At 57.1% G+C, this 17,117-nt stretch carries 16 protein-coding genes; 11 read left to right on the top strand and 5 right to left on the bottom strand.

Annotated elements, in window-relative coordinates; all coding sequences use genetic code 11:
- Positions 1–7: 7 nt before the first annotated feature.
- Positions 8–814 carry a hypothetical protein gene (locus tag AB4Y71_RS11025; protein ID WP_441720412.1) on the bottom strand — a complete coding sequence of 269 codons (807 nt, stop codon included), beginning with the start codon at positions 812–814 and terminating at the stop codon, positions 8–10.
- A 60-nt stretch (positions 815–874) separates the two neighbouring features.
- Here AB4Y71_RS11025 and AB4Y71_RS11020 point away from each other — a divergent pair, with 60 nt between their 5' ends.
- Positions 875–1,936: a PLP-dependent cysteine synthase family protein gene (locus AB4Y71_RS11020; RefSeq protein ID WP_441720410.1), complete on the top strand. Its 1,062-nt coding sequence runs from the start codon at positions 875–877 to the stop codon at positions 1,934–1,936.
- Here AB4Y71_RS11020 and AB4Y71_RS11015 read toward each other — a convergent pair.
- A complete protein-coding gene (locus AB4Y71_RS11015) occupies positions 1,933–2,292 on the bottom strand; it encodes a cupin (RefSeq protein WP_102597566.1) in 360 nt (119 codons plus the stop codon). The genes AB4Y71_RS11020 and AB4Y71_RS11015 overlap by 4 nt on opposite strands.
- 89 nt (positions 2,293–2,381) lie before the next feature.
- On the opposite strand from AB4Y71_RS11015, the gene AB4Y71_RS11010 reads away from it, so the two are divergent.
- From AB4Y71_RS11010 to AB4Y71_RS10975, 8 genes are all read left to right on the top strand, one after another.
- A complete protein-coding gene (locus AB4Y71_RS11010; RefSeq protein WP_134780071.1) occupies positions 2,382–3,143 on the top strand; it encodes a YggS family pyridoxal phosphate-dependent enzyme in 762 nt (253 codons plus the stop codon).
- 162 nt (positions 3,144–3,305) lie between these two features.
- The gene (gene poxB / locus AB4Y71_RS11005) at positions 3,306–5,030 is read left to right on the top strand and encodes a ubiquinone-dependent pyruvate dehydrogenase (protein ID WP_013349132.1); all 1,725 of its coding nucleotides are present in this window, start codon (positions 3,306–3,308) and stop codon (positions 5,028–5,030) included.
- Between the two features lie 75 nt (positions 5,031–5,105).
- The gene (locus AB4Y71_RS11000; protein ID WP_441720408.1) at positions 5,106–5,843 is read left to right on the top strand and encodes a YggS family pyridoxal phosphate-dependent enzyme; all 738 of its coding nucleotides are present in this window, start codon (positions 5,106–5,108) and stop codon (positions 5,841–5,843) included.
- Between the two features lie 513 nt (positions 5,844–6,356).
- Positions 6,357–6,587 carry a glutaredoxin-like protein NrdH gene (gene nrdH, locus AB4Y71_RS10995; RefSeq protein WP_013349130.1) on the top strand — a complete coding sequence of 77 codons (231 nt, stop codon included), beginning with the start codon at positions 6,357–6,359 and terminating at the stop codon, positions 6,585–6,587.
- Between the two features lie 41 nt (positions 6,588–6,628).
- Positions 6,629–7,114: a class Ib ribonucleoside-diphosphate reductase assembly flavoprotein NrdI gene (nrdI, locus tag AB4Y71_RS10990; RefSeq protein WP_134780616.1), complete on the top strand. Its 486-nt coding sequence runs from the start codon at positions 6,629–6,631 to the stop codon at positions 7,112–7,114.
- Positions 7,111–9,249, top strand: a complete 2,139-nt coding sequence (gene nrdE / locus AB4Y71_RS10985) for a class 1b ribonucleoside-diphosphate reductase subunit alpha (protein WP_441720406.1) — start codon at positions 7,111–7,113, stop codon at positions 9,247–9,249. Before nrdI ends, nrdE begins: the two co-directional genes overlap by 4 nt.
- 214 nt (positions 9,250–9,463) lie before the next feature.
- Entirely contained in the window at positions 9,464–10,438 is a 975-nt protein-coding gene (gene nrdF, locus AB4Y71_RS10980) for a class 1b ribonucleoside-diphosphate reductase subunit beta (protein ID WP_013349127.1), read from the top strand.
- 1,004 nt (positions 10,439–11,442) lie between these two features.
- A complete protein-coding gene (locus tag AB4Y71_RS10975) occupies positions 11,443–12,714 on the top strand; it encodes an MFS transporter (RefSeq protein ID WP_441720404.1) in 1,272 nt (423 codons plus the stop codon).
- Positions 12,715–13,075: 361 nt separating this feature from the next.
- Here the strand turns inward: AB4Y71_RS10975 and AB4Y71_RS10970 are convergent, their stop codons facing one another.
- Both AB4Y71_RS10970 and AB4Y71_RS10965 read right to left on the bottom strand, forming a co-directional pair.
- Positions 13,076–13,279 (bottom strand): cold-shock protein, encoded by a 204-nt coding sequence (locus AB4Y71_RS10970; protein ID WP_013349123.1) that lies wholly within the window; start codon positions 13,277–13,279, stop codon positions 13,076–13,078.
- A gap of 695 nt (positions 13,280–13,974) precedes the next feature.
- Entirely contained in the window at positions 13,975–14,892 is a 918-nt protein-coding gene (locus tag AB4Y71_RS10965) for an NAD(P)/FAD-dependent oxidoreductase (RefSeq protein WP_441720402.1), read from the bottom strand.
- A gap of 74 nt (positions 14,893–14,966) precedes the next feature.
- Between AB4Y71_RS10965 and AB4Y71_RS10960 the strand changes: the two genes are divergently transcribed.
- A complete protein-coding gene (locus AB4Y71_RS10960) occupies positions 14,967–15,542 on the top strand; it encodes a helix-turn-helix domain-containing protein (RefSeq protein ID WP_013349121.1) in 576 nt (191 codons plus the stop codon).
- Positions 15,543–15,615: 73 nt separating this feature from the next.
- Positions 15,616–16,434 carry a thioesterase family protein gene (locus AB4Y71_RS10955; protein WP_102598387.1) on the top strand — a complete coding sequence of 273 codons (819 nt, stop codon included), beginning with the start codon at positions 15,616–15,618 and terminating at the stop codon, positions 16,432–16,434.
- Here the strand turns inward: AB4Y71_RS10955 and AB4Y71_RS10950 are convergent.
- Positions 16,431–17,045 carry a uridine kinase family protein gene (locus AB4Y71_RS10950; protein WP_013349119.1) on the bottom strand — a complete coding sequence of 205 codons (615 nt, stop codon included), beginning with the start codon at positions 17,043–17,045 and terminating at the stop codon, positions 16,431–16,433. The two genes, AB4Y71_RS10955 and AB4Y71_RS10950, sit on opposite strands and share 4 nt — an antisense overlap.
- Positions 17,046–17,117 lie beyond the last annotated feature (72 nt).

Here is a 17,117-nt window from a genome sequence, read left to right as displayed (position 1 = left end):
ATTGCGCTCACTGCGAACTGGGAGGAAGCTGGGAATCGCGGCGGGCCAGCAGCGCACGGATCCGGGTGCGCACTGCGCTGAACAGGCACGCGTACATCAGCACTGCGGCCACCGAAAGCACCGTGGCAAATGCCGGGGAGTTAGCGTGTCCGGTGTAGCGGTCCACGATGATTGCACTGATCACCCACAGGGCTCCGGCGTTGAGGTAGATGCCCAGCGGGTTCTTGAAGCTCATGGCGCACAAGAACAAGGCCAGCAGCAGCACGGCCAGCGCGCAAGCGCCCTTGAACATCAGCGTGCTGGAATCGGCTCCGGAGACCGCGCAGAAGGCCACGGCTTCGGTCAGCACGATGACCGAGAGCCACCCGGTGAACAGCCCGAAGCTGGCACGGGTGATCCATCGGTCCACCTGTTGCAGCAACTGGCTTTTGGCGATCATCACCACGATGCGCACCAGCACCGCCAGCAGCATGATGCCGAAGGCCAGCGAGGCGCCGATGCGGTCGCGCTCCAAGAACGCCACCCACAGGGCATTGCACAGCACCGCGGCCAGTACCCAGGGGCGCAGCGACCGGTGCAGCATCCCGCGCTGCGCGGCGACGGCCTGCCAGATCGCATAGAACGCGACTGCGATCATCAGCGCGAACCAGGGCAGCTGCCCTAAGCGCGGTACCGAGGTGACGGTGGCATCCGGGCCCAGCCACCCGCCGGCAATCGTTTCCAGCCCGGCAGTCGAGAGCGCGGCCCATCCGGCCCAGCCCAAACCGAGCAAGATGAAGGCGGCATAAGCGCCGGTAACCAGCCTACGTTTCACGATTCTGAAGTTACCACGGACGCAGGGACTAAATAGGTCCGCCACGGTTAGAGTGGTGCCATGACTGATCTTTGGATACGCCGTGCCATTTCCCTGCTCGAAGCTGACGCGAACCGCAGCGCCGACACACACCTGCATCGTTTCGAACTCCCCGAGCACTGGGGGATCGAACTGTATCTGAAGGACGAATCGGTGCACCCCACCGGCTCGCTCAAGCACCGGCTGGCGCGCTCGTTGATTCTCTACGGGCTGGTGAACGGAAAAATTACCGAGGGCACCACGCTGGTAGAGGCCTCCAGCGGGTCGACAGCCGTCTCCGAGGCATACTTTGCGCGGATGCTGGGGCTGGATTTCATCGCCGTGGTCCCCAAAACCACGAGCATTGAGAAGATCGAGCTGATCGAGTTCTACGCCGGGCGCTGCCACCTGGTGGATGCGGCCGGCCAGGTCGATGAGGCGGCCCGCGCGCTGGCGGCAGAAACCGGCGGCTACTACCTGGACCAGTTCACCTACGCCGAGCGGGCCACGGACTGGCGGGGGAATAACAACATTGCCGAGTCGGTGTACGCGCAGATGGCCGCCGAAGCCCACCCGATCCCCAGCTGGATCGTGGTCGGTGCAGGAACCGGCGGCACCAGCGCCACCTTCGGGCGCTACGCCCGCTACAAGCGCCATGAGACCAAGATCTGCGTGGGCGACCCGGAAGGATCCTCCTTCTACGAGGGGTGGCGCACGGGGAACATGGGGTACGCCACGGGGAAGGGTTCGCGCATCGAGGGGATCGGCAGGCCCAGCGTGGAGCCCAGCTTCGTGCCCGGGGTGATCGACCACATGGTGCAGGTGCCGGATGCGGCCTCGCTGGCGGCCATGCATTTGCTGCGCGCCAAAACCCGCTACTTTGCCGGCGGCTCCACCGGAACCAACCTGTATGCAGCGTTCGGGATCATCGCGCAGATGCTCGAACGCGGGCAGCAGGGCTCGGTGGTAACGCTGATCTGCGACTCCGGCGAGCGCTACGCGAACACCTATTACAACCAGCAGTGGGTCACCGAGCAGGGCCTGGATTTGGCTCCGTATGCCGCCCAGCTGGAGCGCTTCTTGCAGACCGGGCTCTGGGACTAGCTGCTGCGCAGGGTGGGCATCAGCCCGGTGCGCTTCTTGCGCTGGTGCACCGAGAAGTAGCCCAGGCCTTCCGCGCCGGCGATGAAGTGGCGCTGGGACCTGGCTGGCAGGTAGATGATGTCGCCGATGACCAGGTCGATGTTGCCGCTGGCGGTATGCAGCGTGCCTGAGCCGGCGAAGACATGCAGCAGCACATCGAGTTCCGGCCCTTGGTGCGCCCCGATTTCTTCTCCGGGTGCCAGCGAAATGACGTTGGCATCCAGATCGCGTTGCTCCGGTTCCAGCTTCCAGATTGCGCCGCTGGTTTCTCCGGCGGCCAGTTCGGTAGTGTTGGCCATGCGGCGCGGTTCGGGCATTGTTACTCCTTGGTCTTTGGTGCTGCAGCTTCCAGCCTATCCAATGCGCGCAGGTTCGTGCCTAGGATGGGATCGATGAAGGAGTGCTGATGAACCAGAATCCAGCCGCAGCGCATGCGCGGACCCGGGCCGATTTCGCGGCCAACCTCGCCTCGATCCGGGCGCGGATCGCCGCGGCTGAAACTGCTGCTGGCCGGCGGGCTGGCAGCGTACGGCTGCTGCCGGTGACCAAGACTGTTCCGGCGCAGCGGTTGCGCCTGGCCATTGAGGCCGGGGTCAGCTGGCTGGGTGAGAACAAGGTGCAAGAAGCGTGGGAGAAATCCCAGCAGCTGGCGGATGTGCCGCAGCTGAAGTACTCGGTGATCGGGCACTTGCAGACCAATAAGGCCAAGTATGTGGCCCGCTTCGCCGATGAGTTCCAGGCGCTGGATAATCTGCGCCAGGCCCAGGCTTTGGAGCGCCGGCTGGAGGTCGAGGACCGGATCTTGCCGGTCTTCATCCAGGTCAACACCTCCGGTGAAGAATCCAAGTTCGGGATCCAACCGGCGCAGGCGGCTGGATTCCTCAAGCAGCTGCAGGTCTTCGAACGTCTGCAGGTCAAAGGGCTGATGACCCTGGCGGTATTTTCTCCCGAGCAGGAACTGGTGCGCGCGTGCTTCCGGAAGCTGGTTGCCGTGCGCCAAGAGCTGCGCGAACTGGACCTGGGCAGCGTGGAAGAACTGTCCATGGGGATGAGCGGTGACTTCGAGCTGGCCATTGCCGAAGGGGCAACCGTGGTGCGCGTGGGCCAGGGGATTTTCGGGGCGCGGGCCCTGCCCGATTCGCACTACTGGCCGGGGTTCGCCACGTAGCCGGCAGGGATGGTTAGGCGTCGGCTTGCCGGTGTTCTTCGCACCACGTGCTGGTGTGGGCCGAAGAACCCTGCGAAGTGGCAAAAATGCATGACACATGGGGGAATGGCGCAGTAGGGTGAACAGTAGACCCACTGGAATATTGTGTGCAGGAGGAATGTTTTGCCTACCGTAGCCGACCACCTGATTGAACAGCTCGATACCCAGGGAGTGCGCCGAATCTACGGCATCCCGGGGGACTCGCTGAACGGCTTGACCGATTCCTTGCGGGAGAACGGGCGGATCGAATGGGTCCACCACCGCCACGAGGAAGCCGCTGCGTTTGCGGCGGCCGCCGAAGCTGAAATTACCGGGGAGCTGACCGTCTGCGTGGGTTCCTGTGGCCCGGGCAACCTGCATCTGATCAACGGCCTGTACGATGCGAACCGTTCGCGCGTTCCGGTGCTGGCCATCGCTGCGCATATCCCTACCGAAGAGATCGGCTCCAACTACTTCCAGGAGACCCACCCGGTGGAAGTCTTCCGTGGCTGCTCGGTCTATGCCGAACAGGTCTCCGATCCCAAGCAGATGCCTCGGATGCTGCGCATTGCAATGCGCGAGGCCATCGAGAAGCGCGGGGTGGCCGTGCTGGTGATTTCCGGGGATGTGGCCCTGGCCGAGATGGAACGCACGCCGACGCAGAAGATCACCAAAACCAACCCGCGCGTGCTGCCTAATGAAGAAGAGCTTGAGCGCACCGCCGAAATCCTGGAAGGATCGCGCAAGATCACCATCCTGGCAGGTGCCGGGGTCGCCGGGGCCCACGATGAGGTGATTGCGCTGGCCGACAAGCTCGGCGCACCGATCGTGCACGCGATGCGCGGCAAGGAGCACATCGAATACGACAACCCCTTCGATGTGGGCATGACCGGGCTGCTGGGCTTCGCTTCCGGCGCCAAGGCGATCGCAGAGTGCGATGTGCTGCTGATGCTGGGCACCGACTTCCCGTACCAGCAGTTCTACCCGCAAGACGCCACCATCATCCAGGTGGATATCCGCGGGGAGCAGATCGGCAAGCGCACCCGGGTGGATATTCCGCTGGTGGGCACCGTAAAGGACACGGCCGCGGCGCTGACCGCCTTGCTGCCGGTGCAGACCCGGCGCAAGCACTTGGAGACCGCAGTGGAGCACTACCGCAAGACGCGCACCAAGCTCGATGAACTGGCTACGCCTTCCAAGCCCGGGGCAGCCATCCACCCGCAGTACCTGGCCCGGCTGATCGACCAGTACGCCGCCGAGGATGCGATTTTCACTGCCGATGTCGGCTCGCCGGTGATTTGGGCGGCGCGCTACCTGACCATGACAGGCAAGCGCCGGGTGCTCGGTTCCTTCAACCACGGTTCGATGGCCAACGCACTATGCCATGCCCTGGGAGCCCAGGCGATCGACCGGCAGCGGCAGGTCATCGCCTTTGCCGGGGACGGCGGATTGGCGATGATGCTCGGTGAACTGCTCACCGCCACGCAGAACAAGCTGCCGATCAAGATCGTGGTCTTCAACAACTCCTCGCTGAACTTCGTCGAGCTGGAAATGAAGGCCGCCGGGTTCGTCACCTATGCCACCGATTTGCACAACCCGGACTTCGGCGCGGTAGCGACGGCTTCGGGGCTCAAGGGCTACCGCGTGGATGACTCGGCGCAGCTTGAAGCCACCGTCCAAGAATTCCTGGCGCACGACGGGCCGGCACTGCTGGATGTGGTCACTGACCGGCAGGAGATGTCCATGCCGCCTGAAATCAAGATGGAACAGGCCAAGGGCTTTGCCCTGTATGCCATTCGTACCGTGCTTTCCGGACGCGGCGATGAGCTGCTGGATCTGGCGAAAACCAATTGGCGGCAAATGTTCTAGTTCCTTTATGCCTATGCTTGTTGCTGGTGCCAACGGCACCAGCAACAATTTTGTGACATCAAGAAAGTTGGCGCTTTGACTTCGCAACCTGCCGCAGCGCATGCGGCCACCACCGAAGATTTCACCCGCAATCTGGCTGCGGTCAACCAGAAGATCGCTGCGGCTGCTGAGGTGGCCGGCCGCGATCGGCACTCGGTTCGGCTTCTTCCGGTCACCAAGACCATTGACACCGATCGCCTGGCGTTGGCGATTGCTGCCGGCGTAGAGACGCTGGGGGAGAACAAGGTCCAGGAAGCCCAGGACAAGTACGAGCACTTTATCGAGCAGTTCCCGCACCTGCGCTATGCCATTATCGGACCGTTGCAGACCAATAAGGCGAAGTTCGTGGCGAAGTTCGCCGACGAGTTCCATGCTTTGGACTCGTTGAAACTCGCCGAGACCTTGCAGCGGCGTTTGGAATTGGAAGACAGGACACTGGAAGTCTTCATCCAGGTCAATACCTCGGGGGAAGAAAGCAAGTCCGGCATTGAAGCGGCCGACGCTGCCAGCCTGCTCGGTTCCCTGGCGCCGTTGGATCGCTTGACGCCGGTGGGCCTGATGACGATGGCTGCAAACACCACGGACCAGGCCGCTGTTCGTGCCAGCTTCTCCTTGCTGCGCGAAACTCGTGACCGGTTGCAGCAGGATGCTCCTGCGAGCTTCCAGCATCTGTCCATGGGGATGAGTGGCGATTACGAGCTGGCCATCGCCGAGGGAGCCACTGTGGTTCGTGTTGGCCAAGGTATCTTCGGAGCCCGTAGCTACCCGGCCTAAGAGCCTCTGGGCGCCACTTGGGCTTAGCAGCCACGAGCAGCTGGTGATTTACCGGCTGCTCGCTGTCTGCGTTCTCCACAAGCGGTCCTGCCGTTCCCAAACTGTCTGTTCGTGGGCGGACACTACATGTAGTGGTGCACGCCGTGTACCCGGAACTAGATGAAGGGTGCAGAACACGCCGACGAACATCTCACAAGAAGAATTTTTAACCCACAAGCGACTTCTGCCAACCTGTGGACAAAGGTCGCCAGTCCGCGAGAAATCGCGGTTTAAACGGGGGTTAATATCCACAGATCCTGTGGACGTCCCAGTGGATGAATGACATACTTGTAATACATCATGTTGTGGCCGCTTGACCGGCCAAACACAAGATGTAGTATTGAACCCGTTGGTGCGGCTCGCACCAGAAGCACCTCGAACAGTGGTTTTGAGGCATCCGAGAGGATGGCTAGGAGATTTCGGAAAAACCGGGAACCTAGCCGAAACAAAGACTTTCCAAAGGGGATCAGGGACATGGCCATCACGGTTTACACGAAGCCTTCCTGCGTTCAGTGCAACGCTACTTACCGCGCGCTGGATAAGAAGGGTGTCGAGTACAACAAGGTAGACATCTCTCAGGATGCGGCAGCACTGGAGCACGTTCGAGGCTTGGGCTACATGCAGGCACCTGTCGTAATCACCGATGACGATCACTGGTCGGGCTTCCGCCCAGACAAGATCGAACTGCTGGCTCCAGCCAACTAGTAAAAACTCCATCCGCTCGCTTGCAGTGGAGGCGAAAAGCAATGCCACCTACAGCGCTTGCCGACAGGCCAAATGCTGAGGCCCAGAACCCGGTGCAGTTCACCGATTCGAAGCTGATTTATTTCTCTTCGGTTTCGGAGAACACCAAGAGGTTCGTGGACAAACTTGAGATGGATGTGGCTCGGATCCCGGTCTTCGCGACCGAGCCGCAACTGATCTCAACCGCACCGTATGTCTTGCTCATACCCACGTATGGAGGAGAGCATGGCAAGCGCTCGATCCTGCCGCAGATCATGAAGTTCCTGCAGGTCGAGCAGAACCGAGAAAATCTTCGCGGAGTGATCGGTGCGGGGAATACAAACTTCGGCGCGTACTACTGCATTGCGGCAAAACGCATTGCGCAGAAATGCAACGTACCCGTCCTCTATAAATTCGAACTCATGGGAACCTCGGAAGATGTTCTCAAAGTCAAAGAAGGGCTTGAAACCTTTTGGACACCAGCGTCGCAGAACCGGCAGCAACGATGAAGAGCTCAAAGGAGCTTCCACCCCAGTTCCAGGGCTTGAGCTACAACGATCTGAACGCCATGCTGAACCTTTACGGTCCAGATGGAAAGATTCAGTTTGAGGTGGACCGCTATGCTGCCCGCCAGTACTTCTTGGATCACGTGAACAACAACACCGTGTTCTTCCATGATCTCGATGAGAAACTTGAATACCTGGTGAAGCACGAGTACTACGAGCGTGAAACCCTCGACCAGTACTCGATGAACTTCATCCGTGATCTGTTCAAGCACGCCTTCGGCAAGAAGTTCCGTTTTGAAACCTTCTTGGGCGCTTTCAAGTTCTACACCTCGTACACCTTGAAGACCTTCGATGGTAAGCGCTACCTGGAACGCTACGAAGACCGCGTGTGCATGGTTGCCCTGCACCTGGCACGTGGCGATGAAAAGCTGGCTCTGCACCTGGTCGATGAGATCATCGAAGGCCGTTTCCAGCCTGCAACTCCAACGTTCTTGAACGCCGGCAAGGCTCAGCGCGGCGAGCTCGTCTCCTGCTTCCTGCTTCGCATTGAAGACAACATGGAGTCGATTGCCCGCGCCGTAAACTCCTCGCTGCAGCTTTCCAAGCGCGGCGGCGGCGTTGCGCTGTCGTTGACCAACCTGCGCGAGCACGGTGCTCCGATCAAGCAGATCGAGAACCAGTCCTCCGGCGTCATCCCAGTGATGAAGCTTCTTGAAGATTCCTTCTCCTACGCAAACCAGCTCGGTGCACGTCAGGGTGCCGGTGCCGTTTACCTGAACGCACACCACCCAGACATTTACCGCTTCTTGGATACCAAGCGTGAAAACGCTGACGAGAAGATCCGTATCAAGACCCTGTCCCTGGGTGTTGTCATTCCGGATGTCACCTTCGAACTTGCTCGCAAGAACGAAGACATGTACCTGTTCAGCCCGTACGACGTTGAACGCGTCTACGGCGTACCGTTCAGCGAAATCTCCGTCACCGAGAAGTACTATGACATGGTCGATGACGCGCGGATCAAGAAGACCAAGATCAGCGCACGCGAATTCTTCCAGACCTTGGCAGAGATCCAGTTCGAGTCCGGTTACCCGTACATCATGTTCGAAGACACCGTGAATAAGGCCAACCCAATTGCTGGCCGCATCACCATGTCGAACCTGTGCTCGGAAATCCTCCAGGTGTCCTCGGCTTCCGAGTTCTCCGATGACTTGAGCTACAAGACCGTCGGCAAGGACATCTCCTGCAACCTCGGTTCGATGAATATCGCCAAGGCCATGGACGGCAAGGATCTGGCTACTTCGGTAGATATCGCCATCCGTGCGTTGAGCGCAGTTTCGGACATGTCCTACATCGCTTCGGTACCTTCGATTGCTGATGGCAATCGCAAGTCGCACGCTATCGGTCTGGGCCAGATGAACCTGCACGGCTTCCTCGCTCGTGAGCACATCTACTACGGTTCCGAAGAAGGCATCGACTTCACCAACATCTACTTCTACACGATTCTGTTCCATGCGCTGACCGCATCGAACAAGATCGCCATGGAGCGTGGTGAGACCTTCGATAACTTCGAGAACTCGAAGTACGCGTCGGGTGAGTTCTTCGACAAGTACACCGATCAGAAATGGGTTCCAGCAACCGAACGTGTTCGCGAACTGTTCGACGGCATGCATATTCCTACCCAGGAAGACTGGAAGGCGCTGAAGGCTTCGGTTATGGAGCACGGCATCTACAACCAGAACCTGCAGGCAGTACCTCCTACCGGTTCGATCTCGTACATCAACAATTCGACTTCCTCGATCCACCCGGTCGCAGCGAAGATCGAAATCCGCAAGGAAGGTAAGATCGGCCGCGTTTACTACCCGGCTCCTTACATGAACAACGAGAACATCGACTTCTACGAAGACGCTTACGAAATCGGCTACGAGAAGATCATTGACACCTACGCTGCGGCAACCCAGCACGTGGACCAGGGCCTGTCGTTGACCTTGTTCTTCAAGGACACCGTCACCACTCGTGACATCAACAAGGCTCAGATCTACGCATGGCGCAAGGGCATCAAGAGCCTGTACTACATCCGCCTTCGCCAGCTCGCGCTGGAAGGCACCGAAGTTGAAGGCTGCGTTTCCTGCGCACTGTAAGACCTTGAGTCATTGACCGGCTTGCCGGTCTTTGGCTTCACGCAACAGCTGCCGTGGGGTTCCGTCCAGCGGCAGCTGTTGCATATCAAAACCACCTCGGATCGTGTTAGCGATCCGAGATTAACTTAGGGCCTTGCTGAGCAGGTGCCGTTGAAAACAACGGTAGAGTTGTAGGCAAAGTTCTTAACACGATTTAGCTTTTCGATGAGGGGCAATGACCGAGAAGATTCAGCTCACCAACAAGGTTGAGGCAATCAACTGGAACCGCATCCAGGACGACAAGGACGTAGAGGTCTGGAACCGTCTCGTCAATAACTTCTGGCTTCCGGAGAAGGTGCCGCTGTCCAACGACATCCAGTCGTGGGGTACCCTGACCGAAGACGAGAAGCTGCTGACTATGCGCGTCTTCACCGGTCTGACCTTGCTCGATACCTTGCAGGGTACCGTTGGAGCTGTTTCGCTGATTCCAGATGCGCTCACCCCGCACGAAGAAGCCGTATACACCAACATCGCCTTCATGGAATCGGTGCACGCAAAGAGCTACTCCTCGATCTTCTCGACCTTGGCCTCCACCAAGGAAATCGATGAAGCCTTCCGCTGGTCCACTGAAAATGTGAACCTGCAGAAGAAGGCCCAGATCATTGAGAGCTACTACCACGGCGAAGATCCACTGAAGCGCAAGATCGCCTCGACTCTGCTCGAATCGTTCTTGTTCTACTCGGGCTTCTACCTGCCAATGCACTGGTCCTCGCATGCGAAGCTGACCAATACCGCAGACTTGATCCGCCTGATCATCCGCGACGAAGCCGTTCACGGTTACTACATCGGCTACAAGTTCCAGAAGGGTCTGGAAAACGAGACCGAAGAGCGCAAGCAGGAGCTGAAGGACTACACCTTCGAGCTGATGTACGAACTGTACGAAAACGAAGTTCAGTACACCCACGATCTTTACGATCCGGTAGGCCTGTCCGAGGACGTCAAGAAGTTCTTGCACTACAACGCCAATAAGGCTTTGATGAACCTGGGCTACGAGGCGATGTTCCCATCTACCGTAACCGACGTTTCGCCTGCGATTTTGGCTGCATTGAGCCCGAACGCTGACGAAAACCACGACTTCTTCTCTGGTTCCGGTTCGTCGTACGTAATCGGCAAGGCAGTAAACACCGAAGACGAAGACTGGGATTTCTAATTCTAAAGAATCTTCATCTCGATTGCTGATGAATAGAAGGCCATGGACCCATATTGAGTCCGTGGTCTTCTTGTCTTTAAACCACTTTCGAAAGACCGTGCAGCGGCAGGTTCCGGGACATCGTGCATTGCCTTGTGCGAACGAAGTGTGCTGGCCGTTGAAGAGAGCAGCTATTTGACCAGTGGAATTGCTGCCATGGCGGTATTGGCAATGGAAATCAGATCCCCACATTTTCTATCGTCGCAAGCGCGTCGAGACATGCCTAGAGCTACCGCAAGAATGGAAGAAGCCAAGTTACCGGTGTTTGTCTCAGGTAAGAGCTCGTCTTCTTCAACTCTTTGCCCCAGCCGTTCACTTATAGTTCTGGCCAGCTGTTCTCGCTTGCTTGATAGACGTGGCTCGGAGATGAGCAGGCTTCCGGGCGGGGTCGCTTCATCGACATAGGCGTTCGGAACTAATTCGAAGCAATTTGGCTACAGATTCGCTGGTTGTTGGTTGGGCGATCGCAGTGGTGACATTTTAGAGACTTCGGCATAGTACAGCGCTTGCTTACTCTAAGGAGCTCTCGTTGTTCCCGAAAGCCGCGTAAAAGCTGGTCGCGCGGATTCCCATCTCAGTAGTTAAATTGATGATTGACGTTGCGGTGAGTCAGCTGCACTGGAAAGTGAAAAGACATCAGCTTTCCACGTCGTATCCCAGGCACTGGACGGTCCTGAATCCGGTGTAACAGAAATACTCGTCGATGACCTGAGCTGTCAGGTTAAAACAGGACTGAGCGCTGAACAGACGGAGCGATATGCTGGCCTGATTTGAGACTCGAATGATGAGGTCCCGGAACTACGGCGGGTACCTTAGATATTGAATCAGGAATTCCTGCCAAGCCATGCTGGCGTTGGCCCCGCTTGGACGGGGTCAACGTCATGCATGGCGGAAAAGGATAATCCCAAGCAGCATTTAGTAGATACTTAGACGGTAAGTGAAACTAGGCGAGTGCGGGAGCAACTGTGCAGATCGAAGCCTCATCCAATGAACGTAATTCGCTGGGTGACCGGGAGATTACTCGTATTCGGCGCAAATCGATTTCGATTCTTGCTGCCGGCCAGATTCTCGGGGGATTAGGTAGCGGTGCAACCCTAACGTTAGGATCGCTGCTGATCGTAGACATTTCGGGACTTGACGAGTTGGCCGGTATGGCTGCAACCATGAATACGCTAGGTGCTGCCATCATGGCTCTGCCACTGGCGGTTCTCGCGCAGAAGTTCGGTCGGCGTATTTCGCTCTCAACAGGCGCATTAATTGCAGCCAGCGGTGTCGTCATTATTATTTCTTCCGCATTTCTCCGCTACTGGCCTTTGCTTTTGCTGGGCATGCTGGTTCTGGGAACTGGCTCGGCAATGAACTTGCAATCGCGGTTTGCAGCTACGGACCTATCCACCAAAACAACGCGAGGGCGTGACCTGTCAGTTGTGGTGTGGTCAACAACGGTGGGCGCTGTGATAGGTCCAAACTTATTTGAACCGGGCGAAGAGCTTGCGCGATTCATCAGTCTTCCGCCGTTTACCGGTGGCTTTCTCATCGCCATGTGCGCGCAGCTGATTGGCGTGTTTGTTTATTGGCTGGGACTGCGTCCGGATCCCTTGCAAGTGGCACAGCACCAAGCAGCCGTGAAAGCGGATAATACCCAGCTTCGCCGGCGAGGTTGGAGCATTCTAAAAAACACCCCCATAGCCAGACGTGCGGTGCTCACTGTGGCATTAACACATCTCTACATGGTGTCCTTGATGTCAATGACGCCGATCCATATGCAGCACCAAGGCGCTAGCTTAACGCTAATCGGTATCACGATTTCAATTCATGTTGCTGGGATGTACGCGCTGTCACCGGTATTCGGCTGGCTCACGGATAAGGCCGGTCCGCGCACCATTATCTTCGCCGGGCAGGCATTGCTGATTACCGCAAGTGTCTTGGTGTGGAGCAACGGCCAGAGCCATACCGTAACCACGTTGGCCCTGTTGAGTTTGGGACTTGGATGGTCGGCAGCAACGGTGGCTGGTGCAACGATGATTACCGGGGCAGTGGGAATCGCAGAGCGCCCGCAGCTGCAGGGTACTTCGGATCTCTGCATGAATTTAGCTGGTGTAATCGGCGGTCTTTGTGCCGGTCCAATTCTGGGTGCCGTCGGATTCCAAGGACTGGCAGTGGTGTTGCTGATCTGCGCGATGGTCATGATAGTCGTGAATTTGAAGTCCAACAGCTCTCATATTTTCCACGGGTAGCTAGTTGTCTTCAAATGGATGCGGACATTTATGCTAGCAAAGCGGGCCTATGGAAGATTGACCGCTATGCAGCATCAGTGGGGGAGACCGCCGGTTAACTGCTCGCGCGTAGAAAATGGGCCGGCAGCAGTTTTCAAATGCGTGCTTGGTGTCTTGCAGGACCACCAGCGTTTTCGCGTTGGCGCGATTTGTGTTCAGCGTCTGGATACGGGCTAAGCGCTGACGCAGATTGCAGTGATCCCCGGCAACATTGCCACGCTGGTGATACCGACTGCGAGATGGGCTGTTACTGGCAGCCGGTTAAAAGCAACAAAGGTGCAGCTCCAACCTTGCGGGGAACTACACCTTTGAAGAAAGTCTCTTAGCGAGCCTGAATGTTGGTAGCCTGTGGGCCCTTTGGACCAGCTTCCAGGGTGTACTCAACGGTCTGGCCCTCTTCGAGGCTACGGAAACCGAAGCTCTGGATTGCGCTGTAGTGTGCGAAGACGTCAGCCGATCCATCCGAAGGAGCGATGAAGCCGAAGCCCTTTTCAGCGTTGAACCATTTCACGGTGCCAGTGGCCATAGTGTTATATCCTTATTTATTGATTGGCCACGTTGTGGCCTGGTTGCCGATCCGAAGTTCCGAATCGGAAAATTTAGGGGTTACCTCGTGCAGAGCTGCCGAGAACGATTCGCCTGCCGTCGATACGGAGAATCGAATACTGATTTTGCCGGTATCGGCCAAAACGGGTGTCGCTGCACTTGCTTAAACATCGTCGGAATCCAGGCTGCTAACGGGTAATGACCCCACGCTAGCGGAGTAGAACAAGGAATCCACAGAATTGTGACGTACAGAGTCGTCGAGATGTTGTATCTGCAGTGAAGAAGAGAAGATGAAGAATTCGTTTCGATAGGAGTTCATTCGATCTAAAGATCGGTGAACCGATTTGTAAAGCACAGACGATTTGTTGGCTGTGCTACAAATCCTACTGCTAACGGTTACTGGCGGGGACTCACACCTGTAACCGTTGAGGTAACAAATCAAGCGTACCATCGATCGCTGGCCTGTGGGGAGTGATGAGTGCTACGTAGGTGTTTTGCGGGCATTGAGAATGCCGCGATGCGCCAGTTAAATCCCTTTGACATGGGGGTATGTAGAAATTATTTTTTTCGAAATTGATGCGCGCCTTCCAAACCATCCACGTGTTGCCACTTGCCCCATCCGAACCCAACGATTATTGGCCCGGGTGGGGCAAGCGGATGCCAACGTTTTATTGCTTAGCTGGTGGCAAGTTGGGAACTAATCAGGTCCGCGTTAATGGCAGCTCCGCCGATCGTTCCCGATGCGGCGGCTGCCATAACCATGGCCCCCAGATTGCAGACATTCCCTGCAGCATAAATGCCTGCGACTTCCGTAGCGCCCATTTCATTAACGCTGATATACGTCCCCAACAGGTTTTCGGCGAGGCTTCCACCGAGTGATTCGTAGAGGGCAGCTTGTGCCTGCATGTGGGTTGCAACCACTAGCGTTTCGGCGTTGAGCCGCTGATTGTTTGCCAGCAGTACCGAGGCGAGGGTGCCTTGATCGTCGAATTCGACGGCTATCACCGACTGTTCCAGGACAGGAATGCCCAAGGCCTCCAGGGTTGCCCGGTTCTCTTCAGCTAGTGCGCTGGAGTTGTGGTTGATGAAAGTGATTTTCGAGCTCAGCTGGCTGAACATCATTGCTTGATGGCTGCTCATGGCTCCGATGCCGAGAACTAAAAGCTCTTGATCCCGAACTTCCCATCCGTGGCAATAGGCGCAGTGAATAGCGCTCTTGCCCCAGGCTTGAGCCAATCCAGGTATTTCCGGCAAATTATCAATGAGGCCCGTAGCTAGAACGATCCGTTCGGCGCTGTAGGATCGCTCAGTCATCGTCACGGTGAAGCCTGTATCCAGTGATCCGGTGAGGGTGTCCACCTTTCCCTCGATGATCCGAGCGCCGTAATGCCGGGCTTCGTCTCGTCCTCGTTCCAAAAGGTCCATTGGGTTGGTTCCTTCTTGCCCCAAGATGTTATGGGCATGCGAGGCCTTCGCGTTGCGTGGATTTCCTTCATCGATGACTAGCACGGTGCGTCTCGATCTGCCTAAGGCGACTGCTGCGGCCAGCCCGGCACTTCCGCCGCCAATGACGATTGCTTCAAAATGTTCCATTGCTCCTCCAGTGTTTATTGTGGCGTTGGCTCAAAACTATCGATGTTTTGCGCGTCAGTAACTATGATTTGCGTATGACGCAAGAATTCGAAGTAGATCAAGTCATTCGCCAACGCATAAGAAACCTGCGGCAAAATCTGGGATGGTCGCTGGAGTCGCTGGCTTCCAAGGCCTCAATGAGCGTTTCTACGCTCAGCAGGATTGAAACTGGCAGCCGCCGTATCGCACTGGACCAGCTGATTCCGATTGCGAAGGCCTTGAACACCAGTCTTGATGAGCTGGTATCGACCTCTGAAGCGCAGATCATCATTCGTCCTGAGCCAATTTCGATGCCCGGAATCACCATGTGGAAGCTCTCTACGGAAGACGCGGTTAACGGCGTCAATGTTTCGAAAATGCGTTTCGATCCGTCAAAGGCTCCTGCGCCCACCGAGCTGCGGATCCATCCTGGCAAGGAATGGTTCACCGTGCTGCTTGGTGAAATCCAGCTGAAGCTCGGTGAGCGGATCTATCACGTGAAGGCAGGGCAGTCGGCACAGTTCGACACGATGACACCGCATGCGTTGTGGGCCGTTGGCGGCATAGCTGAGGTGCTGGGAATTATGGATAACGCTGGTCAGCGGGCACATGAACACGACACAGCCAAGTAGTTTAGTGATTTCTATTACTCATTGGATAACCTGAGATCAGAGTAAATACCTTTGTGATGCCAGGAGGGCAATGATGACACACCAGCTCAATGAAGAGCTAGAAAAGGTCCTGGCTGACGGCGATTTCTATTTTGAATCCCTCGGCGAAGGACGCTTCCGCTCATCGTGGCATTCCCAAGGAGCTTGGAACCCGCACGAACAGCACATGGGGCCTGCTTCGGGAATTTTGGCTTACGCCTTGGAAAATTTCGAGCCTCGCGAAGATATGCGCATCGCCCGGATCAGCTATGAGATTCACGGTTTGATTCACGCCGGAGAATTTGAGATCACCACACGCATGGTCCGCCCTGGCCGCACCATTGAGCTGATCGAAGCTGAAATGACGGCCAAGGGACGCACAAGCATTGTGGCCCGCGCGTGGCGAGTTATCACGGCCGACACCAACGAAGTAGCTGGGATCGAGGACCGGTCAATTCCCGGTCCTGAAACCTGTGCTGTCCAAGCTATCAGCGAGCAATGGCCCGGCGGCTACATCAAGTCCATCGAGATGCGTGCCAATGAGCAGCTCCGTCCAGGACGCGGTTTCGCGTGGCTGCGAACTCCCTATGCCCTGGTTGACACCAACGATGCGAGCGACATGTCCAGCCTTGTGGGAATGATCGACACCGCTAATGGAGTGGTGCCCCGGGTGAATCCTAGCGAGGGAACCTGGATCTATCCGAATGTGGACCTGCAAATCCACATGTACCGGCGGCCTGTCGGCAAGTGGCTGGGGCTTGAAGTCCAGCAGAGCTTCGGTACTGATGGAATCGGCCTGACCTCGACGGTATTGCACGATGCCACTGGCCCTTTCGGGCGCGCTGAACAGATCTTGACGGTGCGTTCTCGCTAATTCGGTGCCGAGGTATGCAGCCCAGCCAGAAGCTTCTTCAATTCGGGTTTCGACTTCAAAATGAACTGGCGTTGGCGGTACTTTTCCCGGTCTGCTCCGTGGGCTTGGAAAAGTGCGTAGCCGCGCTTGATCAAGAACAGGATTGGCTTGCGGCGCTGCGCCACGTCGCGGACAAAGCGGCGAAGTGCGGTGACTAGTGCAGGTTCATCGACATAGTAGGCCTGAACGTTCAGTCCCTTGGCTCGTAATGGCTCAAGGATCTCGTAGAGGAAGATGCCTTCGGCCACGATGGGACCACCGATACAGGTGATTTCCCGGTGCCCGTCGTAGCTTGAGGTAGCGATCGAGTAGTTAGGCACCATTGTGGTGCCGTGCTCCAGCAGATCATCGATGGCCTGGAGCGCGGCTTCCTTGTTCCAGGTCGCTGAATGATCCCAATCGATCTCACCGTATGCAGTTCGCGGGAAGGCGAAGGATTCCCCGTCTTCGCTGATCTGGCGGTAGAACTCATCAAGCGGCAGGTGGGGTCGGCCGAATCGCGAGGCGAGGTAGGACTTGCCCGAACCTGAAGGTCCGCCGATCAGGATGACAGGGGTCGAAGAATTTGGCACGCTTTTTATTATGGCCCAGAAAAGCTGGGCAGGGGCAGTCAAGTGCTGTGACATCTAATCCATCTGGGACCA

The organism is Glutamicibacter sp. MCAF14 (assembly GCF_052114325.1).
In the GTDB taxonomy this organism is placed as follows: domain Bacteria; phylum Actinomycetota; class Actinomycetes; order Actinomycetales; family Micrococcaceae; genus Glutamicibacter; species Glutamicibacter arilaitensis.
Note: the sequence above shows the minus strand (reverse complement) of the source record. Positions and strands in the feature narration are given on the sequence as shown.